General features: G+C 64.1%; 22 protein-coding genes and 1 pseudogene. 15 read left to right on the top strand and 8 right to left on the bottom strand.

Translation table 11 applies throughout. The annotated features are described in order from the left end of the window. Window positions 1-42: 42 nt before the first annotated feature. The 3 genes from G6N38_RS02670 to G6N38_RS31150 are packed head-to-tail and all read right to left on the bottom strand — an operon-like array spanning window position 43 to window position 1,294. A complete protein-coding gene (locus G6N38_RS02670; RefSeq protein WP_163746127.1) occupies window positions 43-240 on the bottom strand; it encodes a ferredoxin in 198 nt (65 codons plus the stop codon). 16 nt (window positions 241-256) lie between these two features. Continuing rightward, window positions 257-1,117 carry a mycofactocin-coupled SDR family oxidoreductase gene (locus G6N38_RS02665; RefSeq protein WP_163746126.1) on the bottom strand — a complete coding sequence of 287 codons (861 nt, stop codon included), beginning with the start codon at window positions 1,115-1,117 and terminating at the stop codon, window positions 257-259. Between the two features lie 21 nt (window positions 1,118-1,138). Further along, window positions 1,139-1,294, bottom strand: coding sequence for a hypothetical protein (locus G6N38_RS31150; RefSeq protein ID WP_179968476.1), 156 nt, complete (start codon window positions 1,292-1,294; stop codon window positions 1,139-1,141). Window positions 1,295-1,567: 273 nt separating this feature from the next. Between G6N38_RS31150 and G6N38_RS02655 the strand changes: the two genes are divergently transcribed. From G6N38_RS02655 to G6N38_RS02595, 13 genes and pseudogenes are all read left to right on the top strand, one after another. Beyond that, window positions 1,568-3,070 (top strand): aldehyde dehydrogenase family protein, encoded by a 1,503-nt coding sequence (locus tag G6N38_RS02655; RefSeq protein WP_163746125.1) that lies wholly within the window; start codon window positions 1,568-1,570, stop codon window positions 3,068-3,070. Continuing rightward, window positions 3,067-4,272, top strand: a complete 1,206-nt coding sequence (locus G6N38_RS02650; RefSeq protein WP_163746124.1) for a CaiB/BaiF CoA transferase family protein — start codon at window positions 3,067-3,069, stop codon at window positions 4,270-4,272. Before G6N38_RS02655 ends, G6N38_RS02650 begins: the two co-directional genes overlap by 4 nt. Before the next feature lie 17 nt (window positions 4,273-4,289). After that, the gene (locus G6N38_RS02645; protein WP_163746123.1) at window positions 4,290-5,501 is read left to right on the top strand and encodes an OB-fold domain-containing protein; all 1,212 of its coding nucleotides are present in this window, start codon (window positions 4,290-4,292) and stop codon (window positions 5,499-5,501) included. After that, window positions 5,498-6,667 carry a thiolase C-terminal domain-containing protein gene (locus tag G6N38_RS02640; RefSeq protein WP_163746122.1) on the top strand — a complete coding sequence of 390 codons (1,170 nt, stop codon included), beginning with the start codon at window positions 5,498-5,500 and terminating at the stop codon, window positions 6,665-6,667. The genes G6N38_RS02645 and G6N38_RS02640 overlap by 4 nt, the downstream gene beginning before the upstream one ends. After that, window positions 6,657-7,462 (top strand): annotated as a pseudogene (locus G6N38_RS02635) (MlaE family ABC transporter permease). The gene G6N38_RS02640 and the pseudogene G6N38_RS02635 overlap by 11 nt, the downstream one beginning before the upstream one ends. Before the next feature lie 8 nt (window positions 7,463-7,470). Next, window positions 7,471-8,319, top strand: coding sequence for an MlaE family ABC transporter permease (locus G6N38_RS02630; RefSeq protein WP_163746121.1), 849 nt, complete (start codon window positions 7,471-7,473; stop codon window positions 8,317-8,319). Between the two features lie 65 nt (window positions 8,320-8,384). Then, a complete protein-coding gene (locus tag G6N38_RS02625; RefSeq protein WP_246228136.1) occupies window positions 8,385-9,605 on the top strand; it encodes an MCE family protein in 1,221 nt (406 codons plus the stop codon). Then, the gene (locus G6N38_RS02620) at window positions 9,602-10,627 is read left to right on the top strand and encodes an MCE family protein (protein ID WP_163751759.1); all 1,026 of its coding nucleotides are present in this window, start codon (window positions 9,602-9,604) and stop codon (window positions 10,625-10,627) included. The genes G6N38_RS02625 and G6N38_RS02620 overlap by 4 nt, the downstream gene beginning before the upstream one ends. Then, window positions 10,627-11,709: an MCE family protein gene (locus G6N38_RS02615; protein ID WP_163751758.1), complete on the top strand. Its 1,083-nt coding sequence runs from the start codon at window positions 10,627-10,629 to the stop codon at window positions 11,707-11,709. Before G6N38_RS02620 ends, G6N38_RS02615 begins: the two co-directional genes overlap by 1 nt. Continuing rightward, window positions 11,709-13,136 carry an MCE family protein gene (locus G6N38_RS02610; RefSeq protein WP_163746119.1) on the top strand — a complete coding sequence of 476 codons (1,428 nt, stop codon included), beginning with the start codon at window positions 11,709-11,711 and terminating at the stop codon, window positions 13,134-13,136. Before G6N38_RS02615 ends, G6N38_RS02610 begins: the two co-directional genes overlap by 1 nt. Continuing rightward, on the top strand, window positions 13,133-14,485 hold the full coding sequence (locus G6N38_RS02605) for an MCE family protein (RefSeq protein WP_163746118.1): 1,353 nt from the start codon (window positions 13,133-13,135) through the stop codon (window positions 14,483-14,485). The genes G6N38_RS02610 and G6N38_RS02605 overlap by 4 nt, the downstream gene beginning before the upstream one ends. Then, entirely contained in the window at window positions 14,485-16,179 is a 1,695-nt protein-coding gene (locus G6N38_RS02600; protein WP_163746117.1) for an MCE family protein, read from the top strand. The genes G6N38_RS02605 and G6N38_RS02600 overlap by 1 nt, the downstream gene beginning before the upstream one ends. 14 nt (window positions 16,180-16,193) lie before the next feature. After that, the gene (locus tag G6N38_RS02595; RefSeq protein ID WP_407662905.1) at window positions 16,194-16,703 is read left to right on the top strand and encodes an Rv2253/PknI dimerization domain-containing protein; all 510 of its coding nucleotides are present in this window, start codon (window positions 16,194-16,196) and stop codon (window positions 16,701-16,703) included. A 3-nt stretch (window positions 16,704-16,706) separates the two neighbouring features. Here G6N38_RS02595 and G6N38_RS02590 read toward each other — a convergent pair whose 3' ends face one another. The 3 genes from G6N38_RS02590 to G6N38_RS02580 form a co-directional block, all read right to left on the bottom strand. Further along, window positions 16,707-17,153 carry an Rv2576c family protein gene (locus G6N38_RS02590; protein ID WP_163746116.1) on the bottom strand — a complete coding sequence of 149 codons (447 nt, stop codon included), beginning with the start codon at window positions 17,151-17,153 and terminating at the stop codon, window positions 16,707-16,709. Between the two features lie 2 nt (window positions 17,154-17,155). After that, a complete protein-coding gene (locus tag G6N38_RS02585) occupies window positions 17,156-17,602 on the bottom strand; it encodes a hypothetical protein (RefSeq protein ID WP_246227646.1) in 447 nt (148 codons plus the stop codon). Between the two features lie 131 nt (window positions 17,603-17,733). Continuing rightward, window positions 17,734-18,522: an Rv1363c family protein gene (locus G6N38_RS02580; RefSeq protein WP_163746114.1), complete on the bottom strand. Its 789-nt coding sequence runs from the start codon at window positions 18,520-18,522 to the stop codon at window positions 17,734-17,736. 190 nt (window positions 18,523-18,712) lie between these two features. Between G6N38_RS02580 and G6N38_RS02575 the strand changes: the two genes are divergently transcribed. Next, window positions 18,713-19,120, top strand: a complete 408-nt coding sequence (locus G6N38_RS02575; protein WP_163746113.1) for a hypothetical protein — start codon at window positions 18,713-18,715, stop codon at window positions 19,118-19,120. An 85-nt stretch (window positions 19,121-19,205) separates the two neighbouring features. On the opposite strand, the gene G6N38_RS02570 is transcribed toward G6N38_RS02575, so the two are convergent. Then, window positions 19,206-20,483 carry a cytochrome P450 gene (locus G6N38_RS02570; RefSeq protein WP_163746112.1) on the bottom strand — a complete coding sequence of 426 codons (1,278 nt, stop codon included), beginning with the start codon at window positions 20,481-20,483 and terminating at the stop codon, window positions 19,206-19,208. A gap of 139 nt (window positions 20,484-20,622) precedes the next feature. Between G6N38_RS02570 and G6N38_RS02565 the strand changes: the two genes are divergently transcribed. Next, a complete protein-coding gene (locus G6N38_RS02565; RefSeq protein WP_163746111.1) occupies window positions 20,623-21,234 on the top strand; it encodes a TetR/AcrR family transcriptional regulator in 612 nt (203 codons plus the stop codon). Here the strand turns inward: G6N38_RS02565 and G6N38_RS02560 are convergent. After that, window positions 21,225-21,641, bottom strand: coding sequence for an Rv2576c family protein (locus G6N38_RS02560; RefSeq protein ID WP_163746110.1), 417 nt, complete (start codon window positions 21,639-21,641; stop codon window positions 21,225-21,227). The genes G6N38_RS02565 and G6N38_RS02560 overlap by 10 nt on opposite strands. Between the last annotated feature and the right edge of the window lie 128 nt (window positions 21,642-21,769).

Here is a 21,769-nt window from a genome sequence, read left to right as displayed (position 1 = left end):
GGCATTGTCTCCCTTGATAGTTCATGGTTGGGCAGAAGGTCCTCAGTCCTCTTCGATGAGGATCGCCTGTTCGGGACAGGAGTGCGCAGCTTCGCGAACGAGCTCAATTTGGTCAGGTGGGACCGCCTCGGTGACGGCTGACGAACTGCCATCGATATCACTGAGCTGGAACATATCTGGAGCGATCATGGCGCACAGCGTGTGTCCCTGGCACCGCTCCTGGTCAACCCGGACCTTCACAGTTTCCCTTCCCGAGCTAGACGTGGTAGTCGTACCACTTGAGGTAGCCGCCGGCATCAACGCGCAGCTGCATGCCGGTGACGTAGCGCGCCTCGTCGGATGCCAGCCACAGGACGGCGTTGCTGATGTCCAACGGCTCGACGAAATTCACCTTCATCGCCTGCTGGATGCCGAACACCGGTTCGGCGTCCGCGCGGGTGGGATTTTCGAGGTCCGGACGGAAGGACCGGTACATCGGCTCGCTCTGCAGCATGTCTGTGTTGCAGTTCGTCGGGTGCACGACGTTGGCCCGGATGCCTCGCACCGCGAGCTCAGTCGCCAGATCGTGGACATAGTGGGATAGCAGGCGTTTGGCGACCATGTAGGACATGCCGCCGGGGTCGGCGCCCGGGTTGTCCTTCTGATGAGCGTCCATCAGCGCTGCGGTGGAGCCGGTCGCGACGATCGAGGCACCCTCCTCTAGATGAGGCAGCGCAACCTGGATCGCATTGATGGTGCCGATGAGATTGGTGTTGATGACGTCGCACCAAGCCTGCAGGGGCGGCTGGCCCTTCATTCCGGCGATGCCCGCCTGCGCCACGACGATGTCGACCTTGCCGAACTCGGCGAGGCCTTGCTCGAGCGCCTGTTTGAGTTCGGCGGCCTCGCGCACGTCGGCCTGTGCGGTGACGATGCCCCGCCCCGTCTTCTTCACCAGTTCGGCGGTCTCCTCGAGATCCTCGACAGTGGCCATCTTGTAGCCGATGGTCTCGACGTCCTTGCACAAGTCGACGGCGATGATGTCGGCGCCCTCTTCGGCCAACCTCAGGGCATGGCTACGGCCTTGCCCGCGTGCAGCGCCGGTGATGAAGGCAACCTTGCCTTGGACTCGTCCCACAGGTGTTCCTCTCTTTCGTTGCTAGCTGTCGGTGTGTGTCGATACGTGATCAACGCCGTGAACCGCTGTGTGGTCGGGTGTGACGGCGGCGAGCGTGGCGTGGATCTGCGCGCGGTCGGTGACATCAGCGACGTAGGAGAAGTCAGTCCCGGCGGGATTCAGATCGATCGTGGCCACGGGGCGTCCGCACGCAGCAGCGTTGCGGATCCAGCAGATCTCGAATGTCAAGAATCGCCCTTTCTGATATGAGAACGCTACTCTCGGTGTGATCCATTTCGCAAGACACTTCCGCGCAATGTGTCTAACTGCGGAGATGCGGTACGAAGCCGCATTTATCGGACGCGTGTCCGATACCAAGAGGTTCCGCGAATGCGGCTTGAGTTCTCATGAGCCGAATGTATGATTCGCCGGATATGAGAATCAAGTTATCCACGACGGGAGGACATGCTGATGCCGGCCCAGGACGCGACGGCACACATCGCGAGCAGTGAGCAAGCGGCGGGGGGCCAGGTGTCCGAGCGGTACATGCTGATCGCCGGCCAGCTCGTCGGGTCTGCGCACACCTATCCGTCGGTCAATCCGGCGAACGGTGACGTGGTCGGCTACGCACCCAATGCGGGCGTCGCCGAGGCTGAGCGTGCGATCGCCGCGGCCCGCACGGCCTTCGACAAGACCGACTGGTCGACCAACGTCGAACTGCGGATCCGTTGCCTGGAACAGCTTCATACCGCGTTGGTGGAGCACAGCGACGAATTGCGTGCGCTGACGATCGCCGAGGTCGGCGCGACGCGCGCGCTGACCGAGAGTGCCCAGCTCGACGACCCGATCAGGATCGTCGGCTATTACGCCAACCTGCTGAAGACCTACGCGATGAGCGAAGACCTCGGCGAGATCGAGAGTCGCGGGCAGCGCCACCATCGCTGGGTGGAGAAGGAAGCCGCCGGCGTGGTGGCCGCCATCATCGCCTACAACTATCCCAATCAGCTGGCGCTGGCCAAGCTCGGTCCGTCGCTCGCCGCCGGCTGCACCGTTGTCCTCAAGGCCGCGCCGGACACCCCGCTGACCACGCTGGCGCTCGGTGAGGTGATCGCGAAGTACACCGACATCCCGGCCGGTGTGGTCAACGTGATCAGCTCCACCGACGCCGCGGTCGGCGTCGCGCTGACCACCAGCCCCGACGTGGATGTCGTTACCTTCACCGGGTCGACGGCCACCGGACGCAAGATCATGGCGGCGGCCAGCGACACCATCAAGAAGGTCTTTCTTGAGCTGGGCGGCAAGTCGGCCATGGTCGTGCTCGACGACGCCGACTTCAACAACTGCGCCATGATGGCGGCGTTCATGATCTGCTCGCACGCCGGTCAGGGGTGCGCGATCACCACGCGGCTGCTGGTGCCCCGCAAGAACCACGACGAGATCGTCGAGCTGGTGAAGAACTTCATGGGCATGGTCCGCTACGGCGACCCGGCTGATCCGGCCACCTATATGGGACCGCTGATCAACGACACCCAGCGCGCCAAGGTGGACGGCATGGTCCAGCGTGCGGTTGCCGCTGGCGCGACTGTGGTCACCGGTGGCAAGAAGGTCGACGGGCCCGGCTTCTTCTATGAGCCGACTCTGATCACCAACGTCGAGCCCGACAGTGAGCTCGCGCAGGAAGAGATCTTCGGGCCGGTGTTGGCCGTCCTCGCCTACTCCGACGACGACGACGCGGTCCGGATCGCCAACAACTCCATCTACGGCCTGTCCGGTGGGGTGTTCGGCGGCCACGACCGTGCGCTGGCGATCGCCCGGCGGATTCGTACCGGGACGATGGGGATCAACGGCGGCAACTACTTCGGTCCGGACAGCCCGTTCGGTGGCTACAAACAGTCCGGTGTCGGCCGGGAGATGGGTGTGGCAGGCCTGGAGGAATTCCTCGAGCGCAAGACTCTCGCGGCGGTCGTGTCGTGAGGCCGCTGGAAGGGGTTCGCGTCCTCGAGGTCGCGATGTACGGCTTTGTACCTTCGTGCGGAGCGGTGCTCGGGGAGTGGGGTGCCGACGTCATCAAGGTCGAGCATGCGGTGACTGGAGATCCGCAGCGCGGGCTGCGGCAGACCGGCCCGCTGCGGGTCGAAGGTGACCCCAACCCGAACATCGAGCACGCCAACCGGGGTAAGCGCAGCATCGGGCTGGATATGTCGGTGCCTGAGGGCAAAGAGGTATTGCTCGAACTGGCGCGCCGCGCCGATGTGTTCCTCACCAGTTTCCTGCCTGGCCACCGCCAAAAGTTCGGGATCGACGTCGACGACATCCGAGCCGTCAACCCGAAGATCATCTACGCGCGTGGCAGTGCGCTCGGTCCGCGCGGCGAGGAATCGGTGAAGGGCGGATACGACATGACCGCCTTCTGGTGCCGCGCCGGCACCGCCGCGACCATCACGCCGCCGGGCATCGAAGGCATGATCGCCCCGCCGGGACCGGCCTACGGTGACACGATCTCGGGCACTAATCTCGCGGGCGGTATCGCGGCCGCACTGTTCCAGCGCGAGCGCACGGGTGAACCGTCGGTGGTCGACGTGTCCCTGCTCGGCAGTGGACTGTGGTCGATGGGGCATACCGTGGCGTTGACTCAACACCTCCAGCAGCTGATGGTGCAGCCGCCGCCGGGTGTGCATGGTTCGCCGATCAATCCCTTGGTCGGGCTCTATGAGACCGCTGACAACCGCTACATCTCGTTTGTGATGATGCAGCCAGGAAAGTTCTGGGCCGACGTGTGCAAGCACATGGAGCTCGGTGAACTGGCCGATGACCCGCGGTTCGCCACCGCGGAATCGATCGCGGAGAACACCGCCGCCGCCGTGGACATCCTGCGTGAGGCCATGGCCAAGCGGCCGCTGCCGGAGTGGAGCGAGCGGTTCTCGACGCTGGCGGGGCCGTGGGCGCCAGTGCAGGACACCCTGCAGGCGGCCCAGGACGCGCAGATCCGTGCCAACGAATACATCGTGCAGGCAGGCGAATTGGAACTCGTCGCCAATCCGGTTCAGTTCGACGTCGCCGCACCGCTGACCGGGCCGGCGCCGGGATTCGCCGAACAAACCGACGAGATCCTCGCCGAACTCGGCCTGGACTGGGACCGCATTATCGAACTCAAAACCGCCGGCGCGGTCACCTAAGTGGCGCCGGAGAACTGATGCCGCACATCATCGCCATTGGCACCTACCTACCGCCGTGGGGGTGTGAGGCGCATCGCATTGCCGGCGATGATGAGGACGCAATCACGCTGGCTGTCGAAGCGGGCCGGGCGGCGCTGTCCGAAGGCAGCGCCGTCGAACGGGTCGTGCTGGTCAGCAGGGACCTGCCGCTGCTGGAAAGCAGCAACGCCGCGGTGCTGCTCGCCGGCCTTGGACTGGATCCCGAGCTCGAGGTCGACGAGCGACTGGGGGGAGCGCCGGCCACGCTGGACGCGGTCAGTTCGGCCCGACCGCGCACGCTGGTCATCGGCGCCGATCTGGATCCTGCTGGGGCGGCGGCGATCCTGACCGCGGACAGCGGACTGCAGGTGCGCACCGCAGCGCGGGTGGCGCGCAGTCTTCCAGTCCGCACCCGAAACGCCAGCGGCGTGGTCCACGACTATGGCGACCCGCGACTGCTTCACGAACGCGGCCTGGTCGCCTCGCTGGCGGCTGCCTGGCTCGACACCCCGGTGGCTCTGGCCGGAGTGGACCACGACCGCGTCGCCGAACTGTGCGGCGGTGACCCGCCGACGTTGCCGACATCGGGGGCCAGTGCCGGGCTGTTCGCGTTGGCAGCGCTTGCCGAGTCACGCACCAACGGCCCGTTGGTGGCCGTCGAGCAGGCCAGCCTGTCCGGGGTGACCGTGGTCGGCGGAGACGCCGCGGTCTACCGGCGCGAACCGGTGGCGCGTCCGCGCCCCCAGACCAACGTCGGTACGGGCCGCGAGATCCCGATCTCGCTCGCGGCCTACGAACGGGCCTTCGAGGCCAAGGTGCGATGGGAGGCCGGCCGGCACAGTGGCAGCGACGAATTGGACTTTCCGCCCCGTTACCGCCTCGATGAGGAAGGCCGGCTGACCACCGACTACGAGCTGGTGCCGTTGCCCCGGGCGGGAACGGTCTACACCGAGGTCACCGTCAATATTCCGGTGCCAGGCCTGCGCACTCCGTACTCGTTGGTCATCGTCGAGCTCGATGACGTCACTATCCGCGCCTTGGTGAAGGTCACCGGGGTGGAAGCCGGGGCGGTGCGAATCGGTGACCGCGGACGGCTCACACTGCGCCGGGTTGCGATGAGATCCGGTGTGCCCGACTACGGGTACTCGTTCGAGCCGTATCAGGCCGCAACGCCACGGGAACCGTCCGTCCGGTCGTGGGGTGCGGCATGAGGCGCGTCGCGATCGTGGGCGCCGGAATGACGGCGTTCGGCGAACATTTCGCCCTGGGTCTGAAGGATCTGCTTCCGATGGCGTTCGCCGAGTGCGCCGCGCGCGTTGACAAGGGCGTCAACAAGTCTGAGATTGACGCAGCGTGGTTCGGCGCGATGGGAACCCCGGACGGATTTCCGGCAGGCATCCTGGCCGACTCTCTCGGCCTGCCCGACCTCCCTGTCACGCGGATCGAGAACTCTTGTGCCACCGGCAACGACGCGGTCCGCAATGCCCTCTACGGCGTTGCGTCGGGGGCGGCCGACGTGGCATTGGTGATGGGTGCGGACAAACTTCGCGAGACCGCTTCCAAGCAATTGCTGTGGGAGTGGGAGGCGATGGCCCGAGACATGGCGTGGGATTACCCGCTGGGATTGGTTGCGCCGGCCGGATTCGCGCTTCACGTTGCGCGCTATTTGCACGAAACCCCCGCCACCCGTGAGCACATGGCGATGGTTGCGGTGAAGAATCATCGGCATGGAGTGACCAATCCGAAGGCTCGTCTCCGCTTTGAGGTTACCGTTGACGAGGTGCTCGCGGCGCCGACGGTGGTGACACCGTTCGGCGTGTATGACTGTGCGCCCCAAAGTGACGGTGCCGCAGCACTTTTGCTGGCCACCGAAGATGTCGTGGACCGCTTCACCGACCGCCCGGTGTGGATACGGGGCGTGGGCCTCGGCCTGGACTCGGTGATGCATCAGCACAAGGCCGACCTGACCACGTTCCCCGCTACCGTTCGCGCAGCCAAGAGAGCGTTCAGTATGGCAGGTTTGGCGCCTGCTGATATCGATGTGGCTGAAGTTCACGATTTCTTCACCGGCATCGAGCTGATCAGCTATGAAGATCTCGGCTTCGCCGAACATGCGGAGGCCTACAAGTTGATGGAGGCCGAAGTGACTTGTGTTGGCGGAGCGCTGCCAGTGAATCCCAGCGGCGGCCTGAAGGCCAAGGGGCACCCACCTGGTGCCACCGGAGTGGCCCAGTGCGTAGAGCTTTTCGAACAACTCCGTGGTAGCGCCGCAAACCAAGTGGACGGAGCCCGAATCGGGCTGGCCCACAACATCGGTGGGCCGACTGCGGTAGCCGCGGTGACGATTCTGGAAGGGCCGGGCACCGATGGCGGGTAAGGGGCCGGATCGTTGGTCGCCGGGCGTCGCTCTGAGCGGTTTGTCGGGTCCGATGCAGGCTATTGGTGGTTTGTTCGCGATGTCTGCGGATGCTGTGCGGTTTGTGTTTCGGAAGCCGTTTCAGTGGCGGGAGTTTTTGGAGCAGTCGTGGTTTGTGGCGCGGGTGTCGTTGGCGCCGACGTTGTTGGTGGCGATTCCGTTCACGGTGTTGGTGTCGTTCACGCTCAATATTCTGTTGCGGGAGTTGGGGCTGCGGATCTGTCGGGGGCTGGTGCGGCTTTTGGTGCGGTGACGCAGGTGGGTCCGTTGGTGACGGTGTTGATTGTGGCGGGTGCTGGGGCGACGGCGATGTGTGCGGATTTGGGGTCGCGCACGATTCGTGAAGAGATCGATGCGATGGAAGTGCTGGGGATTAATCCGGTGCAGCGGTTGGTGACGCCGCGGATGTTGGCGTCGGGTTTGGTGGCGCTGCTGTTGAATTCGTTGGTGGTGATCATCGGGATTTTGGGTGGTTACGTGTTTTCGGTGTTTGTTCAGGATGTGAATCCGGGGGCGTTCGCGGCGGGAATCACGTTGTTGACCGGGGTGCCGGAGGTGATCATCTCGTGTGTGAAGGCGGCCTTGTTCGGGTTGATCGCGGGTTTGGTGGCCTGTTATCGGGGGTTGACGATCACTGGTGGTGGCGCCAAGGCGGTGGGTAATGCGGTCAATGAGACGGTGGTGTACGCGTTCATGGCGTTGTTTGTGGTGAACGTGGTCGTGACGGCCATTGGTATCCGGATGAGTGCGCGGTAGGTCCGGGGGTGGCGTCGTTGCAGGCTTTGTATCCGCGGATCGCGCGTCAGGTGCGCCGTCCGTTGGGGACGTTTGGTCGTATTGGTGATCACACGATTTTTTATGGGCGGGCGATTGCTGGTACGCCGCATGCGACGGTGCATTTCCGTAAGGAGATCATCCGGTTGATCGCGGAGATCTCGATGGGTGCCGGGACGTTGGCGATGATCGGCGGCACTGTGGTGATCGTCGGGTTTTTGACGTTGGCTGCTGGTGGCACGTTGGCGGTGCAGGGTTATTCCTCGTTGGGCAATATTGGTATTGAGGCGTTGACCGGGTTTTTGGCGGCGTTTATCAATGTGCGGATCAGTGCGCCGGTGGTGGCTGGGATTGGGTTGGCGGCCACGTTCGGGGCGGGGGTGACCGCGCAGTTGGGGGCGATGCGGATCAATGAGGAGATCGATGCCCTGGAATCGATGGGTATCCCTCCGGTCGAATACTTGGTCTCGACGCGGATTGTGGCCGGGATGGTGGCGATCACGCCGTTGTACTCGATCGCGGTGATCTTGAGTTTTGTGGCCAGCCAGTTCACGACGGTGGTGTTGTTCGGTCAGTCCGGGGGCCTCTATGACCATTACTTCAACACGTTTTTGAATCCGATTGACTTGCTGTGGAGCTTTTTGCAGGCGGTGTTGATGGCGATCACGATTTTGTTGATCCATACCTACTTCGGCTACTTCGCCACCGGCGGCCCGTCGGGAGTCGGGGTTGCGGTGGGTAACGCGGTCCGGACCTCCCTGATCGTGGTCGTCTCGGTCACCCTGCTGGTCTCCCTGGCCATCTACGGATCCAACGGCAACTTCAACCTGTCCGGATAGGGAGAAGAGTGACGCGAAACCTTGGTCCGGGGCCGGCCGACCGATCGGAAACCGAAACCAACGCAGTGCCGGTGGCGGCCAGAACTGGCCACAACTTCGGCGCACGCGGCTGGGCGCGACCGGTGGCGGGTCTGGCGACGGTCGTGATTGTCGCCGCGATCGTCGCTGTCTCTGTCGGGCTGTTCCGTGGCGATTTCACCAAAACGGTTCCGGTGACCGTGATCTCCGACCGCGCCGGCCTGGTGATGAACCCTGACGCCAGAGTGAAGATGCGCGGTGTCCAGGTCGGCAAGGTTGACTCGATCGAAACCCGCCCCGATGGCGCGGCCGTCCTGCACCTTGCGATGGATCCCGCACAGCTGCGCAAGATTCCGTCCAACGTCGTCGCCGACATCGCCTCGACGACGGTCTTCGGCGCCAAGTACGTCAACTTCGAACCACCCGCTGATCCGTCACTGAAACCCATGTACCCCGGCCAGGTTCTGCAGGGTCAGCATGTCACCGTCGAGATCAATACGGTGTTCCAGCAGCTGACGCAGATCCTGAAGAAGATCGATCCGGCCCAGCTCAACGAGACCCTCGGCGCACTCTCGTCGGCGTTCGCCGGGCGCGGCAAGCAATTCGGCCAGACGGTGGCCGACTTCGACAGCCTGTTGGCAAAAATCGAGCCAAGCCTGCCGAACCTGGCGCGAGACATCGAACTGTCCGCACCGGTCGCCGCCGCCTACGCCGACGCCGCCCCGGATCTGGTTCGCACCGTACAGAACGCGAACAAGGTCAGCCAGAGCATTGTCGATGAGCGGCAGAACCTGGATACCTTCCTGGTCAACATGATCGGGCTCGCCGATCAGGGCAACGACGTGCTTGGCACCAACCAGCCGGCGCTGAGCAAGGTGCTCCACTTGCTGGCGCCCACCACGGCCCTGTTCAACGAATATGCGCCGGCAATCAATTGCACACTCGAAGGCATGAACTTCGTTCGGCTGCAGCCGCCGCTGATGGACCCCGGCGTTCTGGTCAACGTCGCCTTCACCCTCGGCATCGAGCGTTACCGCTATCCGTCGAACCTGCCCAAGGTTGCGGCCAAGGGCGGCCCGCAGTGCATGGGCTTGCCCTACATCGGTTACGGCAACCGGTCGAAGTACCTCGTCACCGACACCGGCATCAACCCGTGGCAGTACGGCAACCAGGGCATCCTGCTCAACTCCGACGGTCTCAAGCAACTGTTGTTCGGCCCGCTGGACGGCCCGCCGCGCAATACCGCACAGATCGGACAACCGGGATAATGCGCACCACAAGCACACTCGTGAAGTTCGGGGTGTTCGCTGTCGTGATGGTGGTCCTGACCGCCTTCCTGTTTCTGACGTTCAGCAATTACCGCAGCGGCTCGACGTCCGGGTACTCGGCGGTGTTCGGTGATGCGTCGCGGCTGAAGGACGGCGATACGGTGCGCGTCGCCGGAGTCCGGGTCGGCACGGTCAACAGCGTGGATCTACAGCCGGACAAGAGCGTCCTGGTCAAATTCGATGCCGATCGCGACGTCGTCTTGACCACCGGAACCCAAGCGGCAGTGCGCTATCTGAATCTGACGGGTGACCGCTACCTGGAACTGATCGATGGTCCCGGCTCGGCCAGGGTGCTGCCTGCGGGGGCTCAGATACCCAAGGACCGCACCCAGGGTGCGCTGGACCTGGATCTCTTGCTCGGTGGCCTGCGCCCGGTGATCCAGGGGCTCAACCCCCAGGACGTCAACGCACTCACCGCGTCGTTGATCAACATCCTGCAGGGCCAGGGTGACACGCTCGATTCACTGCTGAGCAAGACATCGTCGTTCTCGAATGCCCTGGCCGACAACAGTCAAACCGTCGAGCAGCTGATCGACAACCTCCGGGTCGTCGTCGACACGCTCGCCAAGGACGGCGACAAGTTCTCCGGAGCCATCGACAAGCTGGAGAAACTGATCAGCGGCCTGGCGCAGGATCGCGATCCCATCGGCACCGCGATCACCTCGCTGGATAACGGGACATCCTCGCTGACAAGCCTTCTCAGCCAGGCTCGGGCTCCGCTGAAGGGCGATATCGAGCAGCTCAACCGACTCGCGCCGCTGCTCGACGACAACAAGATCGTGTTCGACAGGGGCCTGCAGCGCGGTCCGGAGAACTACCGCAAGATGGCCAGACTCGGGTCGTATGGCAGCTGGATCATGTACTACATCTGCGGCCTGGCTATCCGTGTCACCGATCTCCAGGGACGGACCGGGGTTTTCCCGATGATCAAACAAGAATCCGGTAGGTGTTCGGAGCCCTAATGCTGAAATATCGCGATTCAAATCTGTTCCGCGCCGGTTTCGTCGGCACCGTCCTGATCATGCTCGTCATCGCCGTCGGGCTGCAGCCCGAACGGCTGGTCCAGCTGGCCACGTCGGTCCGCCATCAGGCGTTGTTCAGCGAAGCCGGTGGCATCACGGTCGGCAACGACGTGACGATCTCCGGAATCAAAGTCGGTTCGGTCACCGATGTCGCGTTGGACAACGGTGATGCGTTGGTCACCTTCACCACCGCGGGCAGGTACCCACTGGGGTCGCAAACCACCGCGCACATCCGCACCGGTTCTCTGTTGGGTGAGCGGGTGATCACCCTCGAATCGGCGGGCAGTGGAAGCTTGCGCGCCGGCGATGTGATCCCGACGACCCGCACCTCGTCGCCCTACTCACTCACCGAGGCCGTCAGCGATCTGACCAGCAACACGGCGGGTACCGATACCGCCTCGCTCAACCAGTCGCTGGACACGCTGTCGGCAACGATCGACCAACTGGCGCCCAAGCTGGGACCGACATTCGATGGCCTGAGCCGCCTGTCCCGGTCACTCAACAGTCGCAACGAGAACTTCGCCGGCCTGCTCAAGAGTGCCGCCGACGTCACCACCGTGCTGGGGCAGCGCAGCCAGCAGCTCAACACGTTGATCCTCAACGCCAACGATCTGCTCGGGGTGCTCAACGACCGGCGCGAGGCGATCGTCGACCTCCTGGCCAATACCGCCGCGGTGTCGCAGCAGCTGACTGGTCTGGTCTCCGACAACGAGAAGACCTTGGCTCCGACGCTGCAGCGGCTCAATTCGGTGGTCGCCGTGCTGGAGAAGAACAAGGACAACATCGCCAAGATGCTTCCGAACGTGAAGAAGTTCATCCTGTCGGAGGGCGAGACGCTGGCCAACGGCCCGTACTACAACGCTTACGTGCCGAACCTGCAGCCGGCGCAGTTGCTGCAACCCTTCATGGATTACGCATTCGGATTCCGGCGCGGTGTCAACGCCGGCCAGCCGGCGGACACCGCTGGGCCGCGGGCCGAATTGCCGCTGCCCTACAACGGGATTCCGGGAGGTTCACGCTGATGGGCCGAACACGTTTGGTGAAGGTGCTGGCAGTCGCCCTGGCCGGTCTGCTTGTTGTGGGCGCGGCCTTCCTGGTGCACAGCGTTTTCTTCGGTCCGCGGACGATCTCGGCGGTGTTCACCACGGCCACCGGTATCTATCCGGGTGACGACGTGCGGGTATCGGGTGTCAAGGTCGGCACAATCAAGGCGATCGAGCCGGAGGGCACCCAGACCAAGCTGGTGCTCGACGTCGACCGTGACGTGCCCATCCCTGCCGATGCCAAGGCGGTGATCGTGGCGCAGAACCTGGTTGCGGCCCGCTATGTGCAACTGGCGCCGGCCTACCGCAACAACGTGGGGCCCAAGATGGCCGACAACGCGGTAATCCCATTGGACCGCACCGCCATACCGGTGGAGTGGGATGAGGTCAAAGAGCAACTGATGAAGCTGGCCACCGATCTCGGGCCACAGAGCGGGGTGTCGGGCACGTCGGTGTCCCGCTTCATCGATAGTGCCGCCAACGCTCTCGACGGAAACGGCGACAAGCTTCGCCAGACCATCACCGAGCTGGCCGGTGTGTCCCGCGTCCTTGCCAACGGGAGCGGCAACGTCGTCGACATCATCAAGAACCTGCAGACCTTCATCACAACCCTGCGCGACAGCAATGAGCAGGTGGTGTCATTCCAGAACAGGTTGGCGACGCTGACCAGCGTGATCGACGGGAACCGGTCTGATCTCGACGCCGCGCTGAAGAATCTGTCGGTGGCGATCGTCGACATCCAGCGTTTCGTCGCCGGCAGTCGCAACCAGACCTCGGAGCAGATTCAGCGGCTGACCAACGTCACCACGAACCTGCTCGACAACAAGATGGAGATCGAAAACGTTCTCCATATCGCGCCGAACGCGTTGACCAACGCCTACAACATCTACAGCCCGTCTGCAGGAAGCCCGGTGGGGCAGTTCGTGTTGAACAACTTCTCCAACCCGACCGAGTTCGTCTGCGGGGCAATCGGTGCGATCGAGAACACCACCGCACCGGAAACGGCCAAGCTGTGCCAGCAGTATCTGGGCCCGGCGCTGCGCCTGCTGAACTTCAACTACCTGCCGTTGGGTATCGACCCGTACTTGATGCCCGCAGCCAACCCGGATGACCTCATCTACTCCGAGCCGAACCTCGCGCCCGGCGCCGGTGGCCCGAACCCGGGCCCGCCGGAGACCCCACCGGCGATCTCGGCTTACCAGGGTGTGGCTCCCGGCCCGGCGCCGTTCACCGGACGAGCGCCAGGGGAGACGCCACCAGGGGCTGCCCAACTGCTGCCCGGCGGAGCACCCGCCCAGATTCCGAGCGTGATCTCGTCGCTGCCCAGCATGTTGAATCCGACGGGGGCCGCGCCCGGTCCGGCGCCCGGCGCCCCGATGCCGGCAGAAGCAGGAGGGACGCCATGAGCGGCGGAAAGTCCTTGCGGCGAGCGGTGATCATCGGCTCCTGCGTCGCGATCACCACCAGTGCCTGTGCGTTCCAGGGGGTGAACTCGCTACCGCTACCCGGTGCGGTGGGCCGCGGCTCCGATGCCAGCATCTACCACGCCGAGATAGCGAATATCGCTACACTGGAACCGAATTCGCCAGTCATGATCAACGACGTCGTCGTCGGCAGCGTGCGTAAGTTGACGGTCAAAAACTGGCACGCCGACGTGGAGTTCTCGGTCAAGCCCGATATCGTGGTGCCTGCCAACGCCGTCGCCAGTGTCGGACAGACCAGCTTGCTGGGCTCCATGCACCTGTCCTTGAACACCCCGATCGGGCAGACCCCGAGCGGCACCCTCAGCCCGGGCGCGACGATTCCGCTCAACGCGACCTCGAGCTATCCGACAACCGAGCAGACGTTGGCATCGCTTGCCGCCGTCGTCAACGGTGGCGGACTCGGTCAGATCGGCGACGTGATCCACAACTTCAGCACGGCGGTCAGTGGCAACGAGGCCCAGTTCCGCGACCTGATCACCCGGCTGGATACCTTCGTCGGGACACTGGATGGTCAGCGCGACAACATCATCTCGGCGATCCAGTCGCTCAACCGGTTGTCCTCGACGTTCGCCGGTCAGCGCGATGACCTTGCTCAAGCGCTGGTGAAGATCCCGCCCGCCATCGACGTATTGATCAAGGAGAGGCCAACGCTGACAACCGCGTTGGAGAAGCTCGGCACGTTCAGTGACACCGCCAACCGGCTGGTCAGTGAGTCGCAGGCCGATCTGGTGGCGAATCTGAAGAACCTGGAACCGGCCTTCAAGGCATTCGCCGACGTCGGCCCGGATCTGGATGCGCTGCTCGAATACGCGATTCATTTCCCGTTCACTCAGAGCTTCATGGATCGTGCGATCCGCGGTGACTACTACAACCTGTTCGCGATCATCGACTTGACCGTCCCGCGGTTGAAGCGCACGTTGTTCCTGGGCACCCGGTGGGGACAGGAAGGCGCCCAGCTCATTCCGGCGCCGGGGGATCCGGTCTACCTGAACTACACCTACGACCCGCTCAAGACCGGGGTCACCCCGCCACCGCCGGACGCCTTCGACGATCAACCGCCCCAGGCGCCGCCACCGTCAGCGGTCGTGGATATCGGCCCGATTCTGCCCCTGGTGCCTCCCGCGCCGATCTCCGCCCCCGGTACCCAGATCTATACCGAGGCGCAACTCGCCGCGACGGGGGTCAAGCCGATCTTCGCCGGACCCTTTGGCGCACCTTCTGATCCGCCGGTCAATATGCCGGCGGCTCCGCCGACGGGAGGGGGCGGCTAATGCTCACGCGTTTCGTCCGGACTCAGCTGATCATCTTCACGATCGCTTCGGTCGTCGGTGTGGCGATCATGTTGTTCGCCTACATCCAAGTTCCCACTTTGCTGGGACTGGGACGTCTCACCGTCAAGCTTGACTTGCCCGCCACCGGCGGCCTCTACAAGTTCAGCAACGTGACCTACCGGGGTCTGCAGGTCGGCAAGGTCACCTCGATCGACCTGACCGACAGCGGCGCCCAGGCAACGTTGTCGCTGGACACATCGCCGAAGATCCCCGCTGACCTCAAAGCCGAGGTGCGCAGCATGTCGGCGGTTGGCGAGCAGTACGTCGAACTGTTGCCGCGCAACAACAAAGCGCCCTACCTGCAAGACGGATCGGTCATCGCGGTTGGTAACACGTCCATCCCGCAATCGGTGGGGCCGATGCTCGACCAGGTCAGCAAGCTGGTGGACAGCATTCCGAAGGAGAAGCTGAGCCAGCTGCTCGGCGAGTCCTACCAGGCCTTCAACGGGACCGGCTACGACTTCGGATCGCTGATCGACTCCGGGGCGACTATCACCAGGGATGCGAACGGGATATCGGACAACACCCGTGCCCTGATCGATGATTCACGGCCGTTCCTCGGGGCGCAGGAGATGACTACCGATTCGATCCGGACCTGGGCGGCCAGCCTGGCCGGCGTCACCGAGCAGGTCGCAAACAACGACCCGCAGTTCCGGTCGATCCTGCGCAACGGTCCCGGGTTCGCCCAGGAGACGTCAACACTGTTGGAGCAGATAAAGCCCACGTTGCCAGTGCTTTTGGCGAACCTGACCACGTTCGGTCAGATCGGCTTGACGTATAACCCGTCGATCGAGCAACTGTTGGTTCTGGTGCCGCCATTCGTCGCACAGATTCAGACGTACGCCCCGACCAACAACCCCACCGGCTTGCCGAACGGTGACTTCTCGCTGGGTCTCGGCGATCCCGCCGCGTGTACGGTCGGCTTCCTCCCGCCGTCGTCGTGGCGCAACCCCGCCGACACATCGGTCATCGACACACCGGACAACCTGTATTGCAAGCTGCCGCAGGACTCCCCGGTGGCGGTCCGCGGCGCCCGCAACTATCCGTGCATGGAACATCCCGGCAAGCGGGCCCCGACGGTTGAACTTTGCAACGACCCCACCGGCTTCCAGCCGCTGGCGCAACGCCAGCACGTTCTCGGCCCGTACCCGATCGACCCGAACCTGGTTGCCCAGGGCATTCCGATTGATAGCCGAGCGTTGCCGGACTCCAACATCTTTGGGCCGTTACAGGGCACGCCACTGCCACCCGGTGTGAGCGCGCCACCGCCGGGTGCGCCACCGGTGGATCCACCGCCGCCGAACTTTGCCGGCACCGGGCCCGGGCCGCTGCTGCCAGGCCAGCCCATCTATCAGACGCCACCGGTGACGCCACCGGGTCCGGAGGGCAGTATCGGCCCCGCGCCGATCAACCTGCCGGGTCCGCCGCCCGATCAGCCGCCTCCGCCTGCAGATAGTGGTGTGCCGCAGGCTGCGCCGAGCGCCTACGGCGGTAGTAATCAGCGGATGCCGGCAGTGCAGGTGGCCAAGTACGACCGGCGCACAGGCCAGTACATGGGCAGTGACGGCACGCTCTACCGTCAGACCAACTTGGCCAAGCCGGCAACGACTTGGCAGGACATGCTGCAGAGCTGAAAGGGGGTATGTCGATGCCGATCAATCGATTGCACGCGGTGACGGCCGTCTGTGCGGCCGTCACGTTCGCCGGGCTCAACTGCGTCGCACCCGCTGGGGCGGACCAGAATTGGGGTATCAACGGGACATTCGCGGTGTCGTCCAACGGCGAGTGGGCGAAAGTCAACGACCGATACGAGGACCAGCCGTCCGAACGCAGCGTCTGGACCATTTCGACCACCTGCATCTCACCCACCGAATGCAGTGGCACCGTGCAGAGTGACGCGGGCTGGGCCGCTCCGATCTACACCACGAACAGTTTGTGGTACGTCAAGCGCACCATCCCGAACTGGCGATTCTGCGCTGACGGGGCTGCGATCGAGGGCTTCCAGGAGTACAAGATCTATCCGGTGGGCAGCGATGGCCACTATGACACCGCCTCGGACGAATACACCGGCCAGAACCGCGTTATCGGCCCGAGCGGCTCGTGTGGCCGTAACCAGTGGCCGGTGATCTCGATGCCGTTCTACATGAAGAAGTTGTAGCGCTCACCAATTCCGAAGCGAGCATAGTGCGCCCTTGGGCCCACTATTCGTCTTCACGACAACGCCGTTGATCGCCATGGTGCAGTTGAATCCGGCTGCTGCTAGGGGCAGCGCGCCTTGGGCCTGAACAATCACCATGCCCCACTGAATCGGATCGGTCAGAGTCGCCTCGAGTACCCACGGCTTGCCTGGTCCAACGGTGGCCTCGGTGTTGGGGCTGAACACGTACGGGTCGTGGCTGTAGTCGGAGAAGGTGGGCGGATCGGTATCCCGGTAATAGATCTCGGCATTGACGGGCTTGTCCGCGGTGACCGTGTAACGCACGTTGAATGCCGGTGGTGGGGGAGGATCGCCCGGCGGCGGGTCATCGGCCAGAGCCGGCGAGGCGAGACCGGTTGCGGTGCAAACAACGGCGAAGGCGACGGCGCAAATCCGTGATGTGGTTCGCATGGTCACATCCGGGTCAGGGTGAACGGGTAGGTGAGGCTGCCGCCGGGGGCACCGTCGCATCCGGCGTCGAATGTCGAAACCATCGATCCGGCAAGAGTCGTCGCGTCCCAGGTATAGACGTCATGGGTGGGAACTGTCGGGCCGTAGTAGATATCACCGCAGCGCAGGCCGAACGGGTCGTCGATGGCAAAGGTGTACTGGCCGTTGATCAGTGGCGCGTCAGCATCGCTCTGGACGGCCTTCGCGATCGGGCGCGGCAGCGTGAGGATGTGAATGCAGTGGGGGATGGCGGTGTTTGTGTTCGGCACTTTGCACGGGGTCACCGCTGACCAAACCCACGTGTGGAAGTCCCTGCGGTCCGGCATGTTCAGCTCGTAGTTGCCCAGATTCATCTCGGCAGCCGCGGGTGGAGCCAGAGTCACCGCAGCCGTGATCAGCGCCGTGGTCATTGCGAGGGACTTCAAACCGGCTGCCTCCACCTTTGAGCCAAGCTGCATAGGCTGCGAGATTGGCATTCTCGTGATCGGAGAATACTATCTCTGGGCTGTCCGGAGAACGGGTTTGGCAGGTTACGTCGCCGTCAGGCGAACTCGATATCCGACATCTTCACCTGATCGCCCTCGCGCACCAGGCTGACGACCACACGCCAGACTCGAGGCTGCTGATCTTCCTTCGGGGCGTCCTGGCCGGTTCGCTGAGAGGTCGCCGCGACCAGGACGGTCGCCGAGTCTTTGTCCATCGATTCGACGGCGGCATCGTTGACGGTGACTTTGGTGACGACCTTGGCGTCCTGCAGCGCCTTGATCAGGTCGCCGGAACCGTCTTCGAAGTTCGACTTGAACTTGCCCGTCGAACCGTCGATGACGCGCTGGACGCTTTCCTTGGCATGGGTGTAGTCCAGCGACATCAGATTGACCACGCCCTGGCGGGCGGCCGCGGCGAACTCGGCGTCGCGGTGCTGTAGCTGATTGGCGTTGCGGTGTTGCCAGAGCATGGATCCGCTTGTGCCCAGCAGGGCGGCGATGACCACCAGAGCGGCAAGGACGGCGGCCACGGTCGTCAGGCGCACGCCGCGCTTCTTCTTCGGCCAGATATCCGTCGCGGGCTCGGCCGGTTCGGTATCGACGGGCTCGGCCTGCGATTCCGCGTCCTCGGGTTCGTCCCGGTACTCGGGCTCGGTGGCTGTTTCGGCTGTTTCCGGCGGTACCGGTGTCTCGTCGCGGGAGGCTTCCAGCTTGCGGCGCAATTCGTTTGCCCGAGCACGGGCGGCCTCGGCGCGCTCCTCGGCCGCAGCGGCTGCGGCCTCGGCTGCCTCGGCGGAAACGGCATCGTCGGCGTCGGGTGCCTCGGACTCACTTTTGCCCGGCATGGGACCTCCTCGTCCATCACGGTCGCATGGCGAAGCGCGACGGTAGCACTGCCGGCCAGCATTCCATAGCGGCAGTTCCACTCGGTTCCGGGTTGTCCGCTGGGTAACGCGAGCGCGAGCGCGGGGGTTTTTGTCCCGGTTTCTTTTCTGAGCCGGAGAATTCGCTTACCGAGTATGCGAAAGTATTCGAGTGCGATCGACCGTGCCAGTTCTTGCTGCACTCCTGACGGCCGGATTGTTGATGCCGGCGTCGGCCTCCGCGGACCCCGCGGTGACGCCGATCAATGCCAATGAGTGCAATGACGCGTTCTGCACTCCGGGCATCACGCCCGGAGTCGAACTCGGTGCCCCATGCGACAACACGACCTACTACGTGTTTGGTGTCGACACCCGAAACGACTGGGGCCGGCTGATCTTCTGCGGGTCGCCACGGCGCTACGAGCCGCGGTACTTCCGGTCACCGCCGATGGTGGGCATCAAGAATCTGGACGCCGACTGCAGCGGTTATGAGAACTCCGTCGCGCAGGCGCCTGACGGGATGTTCCTGTCGTGTGTCGCGACCGGCGGGAGGACCCGCTGGGTGCAAGGCGACGCGTAAACCTCATCTGTTGAGTGATTTCGGCGCGCTCTCGTTCGCCTAGCGGCGTTCTGCGCGCCGAAATCGCCGTCCTCGTTCCTATCTCTCAGCCCCTGCCGGTGAACCGGACGTGGATATCGGCGAGCCCGCGCAGGATGTAGGTCGGCTCGTAGCTATACCGGCGGTCGTCGGCTGGTCCGTGGAATTCCTCGTCGATGGTGATCTCGCCCATTCGGTCCAGCATGCGTTCCAGCGACACCCGACCTTCGACCCGCGCGAGCGGAGCGCCGGGGCATGAGTGCGCGCCACGACCGAACGCGATGTGCTCGCGGACGTTGGGGCGCCGAACCTGGAATTCATGGGGATCGGTGAAACGCCGCGGATCGCGGTTGGCCGCGCCGGGCAGCACCATGACCACCGTGCCGGCCTTCACTTCCATGTCGCCGACCTTCGAGGTCCGGCGGGCCAGCCGCGAGTCACTCTTGACCGGGCTTTCCAGCCGCAGCGACTCCTCGATGAAGGTCGGGATCAGGCTGCGGTCGTCACGCAGGCTCTGCTGGAGGTCGGGCCGCTCGGCCAGCGCCTTGATGGCCGCGGACAGCAGCTTGGCGGTGGTCTCCTGGCCCGCAGCGAACAGGAAGGTTGCGGTGCGCACCACGTCGATGATCTCCGGGGTGGACCCGTCGGAGTACTTGGCGGTTGCCAGCTCGGTCAGCACGTCTTCGCGGGGATTGCGCCGACGCTCCTCGAGGTAGCTGCTGAACTTCTCGTCCAGGAACTCCAGTGGATTCGTGCCGACTGACCCATGATCCAGCGAGCCGACCCGGGCTTCCGGCCGATCGGCGCCGAGCACTGTGCGGAACTCCTTGTGGTCCTCCTCGGGGACGCCGAGCAGGTCGGCGATCACCAACAGCGAGAAGGGTTTTGCGTATTCGGCCAGGAACTCGCTGTGCCCCAGCGAGATGAACTCGTCGAGCTGGCGGTCGGCCAGCCGCCACATGAAGTCCTCGTTCTCCTTGAGTCGCTTGGGGGTGAGCAGACGGCTGAGCAGCGAGCGGGCCTTGGTGTGATCGGGTGGGTCCATGGTCACCATGTGCTCGTTCATCGGAAAGTACGAGCGGTGAGCATCGATCTGCGCGTTCAGGTCGTCACCCTCGGGAGTGAACGGCAGGGGAGGGAAGGGGCCACCGAGGGCGACGATGTTCGAGAAATCTTCGGGGTTCTTGTAGACCTCGAGAGCCTCTTCGTACCCGGTGACGGCGACGAAGCCGTGCGGTTCCAGCCGTACTGTGGGGCTCTTCTCCCGCAGGTAGTCGTAGTACGGGTAGGGGTCGGGGACCAGCGACTGATCGGTGAGGAAGTCAACAGTGGCGAAGTCGGTCATGAGCGTGTTTATCCTCCGAGCGGGCTGATTGCTGTGCACCTGCTTAGCATGGCGTAAAGTGCGTGGTCAAGGATGGATCCCATTGGCCCACGTACTATCGGCGTGTTCAATCGGCGCTTAAACGAGAACGAGGTGGCAGATGGCATCGGCGCGACGGATCGGAGCGCCCGACGCGAAAAATCGCCTGGTACTGCTCGACGCCGCCGAACAGCTGCTGATCGAAGAGGGTTACGCAGCGGTGACCTCGCGTCGGGTTGCCGAGAAGGCGGGCCTCAAACCGCAGTTGGTCCACTACTACTTCCGCACGATGGACGACCTGTTCCTCGAGGTCTTCCGCCGCTACGCCGACCAGGGCATGGAAGCCCACCAGCTTGCGCTGGCCTCGCCCCAACCGCTGTGGGCGCTATGGCGATTCGGGATCAACCCCGACGCCAGTCGGTTGACGATGGAGATGGCCGCGCTGGCCAACCACCGCAAGGTGCTCCGTGCCGAGATGTCTCGCTACGCGGAACGCTTCCGTGAACAGCAGCGCGAGGTGTTCGTCGCCGCGCTGGACCGGCACGGGGTGTTGCCCGCCGAGGTGCCGCCGGTGGTCTGGTCGATTCTGCTGACCGGCTTGTCGACGGTGGTGATGCTGGGCGAGGCGCTCGGCGTCACAGCGGGGCACGCCGAAACGATGGAACTCGTCGAGAAGTACCTGACCGTCATGGAGGGCCCGCCACAATCGGCGGACGACTCAGCTCACCAGTGACGCAGTGAGCAGAGCGCGCCCTTGGCGCCGGAGTTCTCCGCGACGACGACCCCGTCCACGGCGAGCACGCAGTGAAAATTCGGCGGAGTCTTCGACAGCCCGCTGGTAGCCGCCACCATGGCCCATTCCTCGGGATTGGCTAGCTGGACGTTGAGCACCCACTTCTGGGTCGGCCCGACGTCGGCCTCGACCTTGGGGCTGAAGACGTACGGGTCGTGGCTGTAGTCCGACCAGTTCGCCGGTTCGGTATCCCGGTAGTAGATGTCGGCAGCCCGGAACGGCTGCTCGGCAAACACGCTGTAGGTGACCTGGTGCATTACGCCTTCGTCGGCACCGGCCGGGGCTGAAGAACCCGCCACACATACCGCTGCCAGGGCCATCGCCGACCCCAACTGGACGAACCTCATGGCTCAGTTTTGCATGGCGGAGTCTTTGCGGTCGGCGTTTGTCCCACCACGCGGCCCCTTCATTGACACGCGCGGCGAGAACGTTATTCTCACTGTTGGCGAAGCTGCATTCCAATGGAGGGGGCGAG

Origin of the sequence: Mycolicibacterium helvum, from assembly GCF_010731895.1 — a bacterium.
Lineage (GTDB): Bacteria > Actinomycetota > Actinomycetes > Mycobacteriales > Mycobacteriaceae > Mycobacterium > Mycobacterium helvum.
Note: the sequence above shows the minus strand (reverse complement) of the source record. Positions and strands in the feature narration are given on the sequence as shown.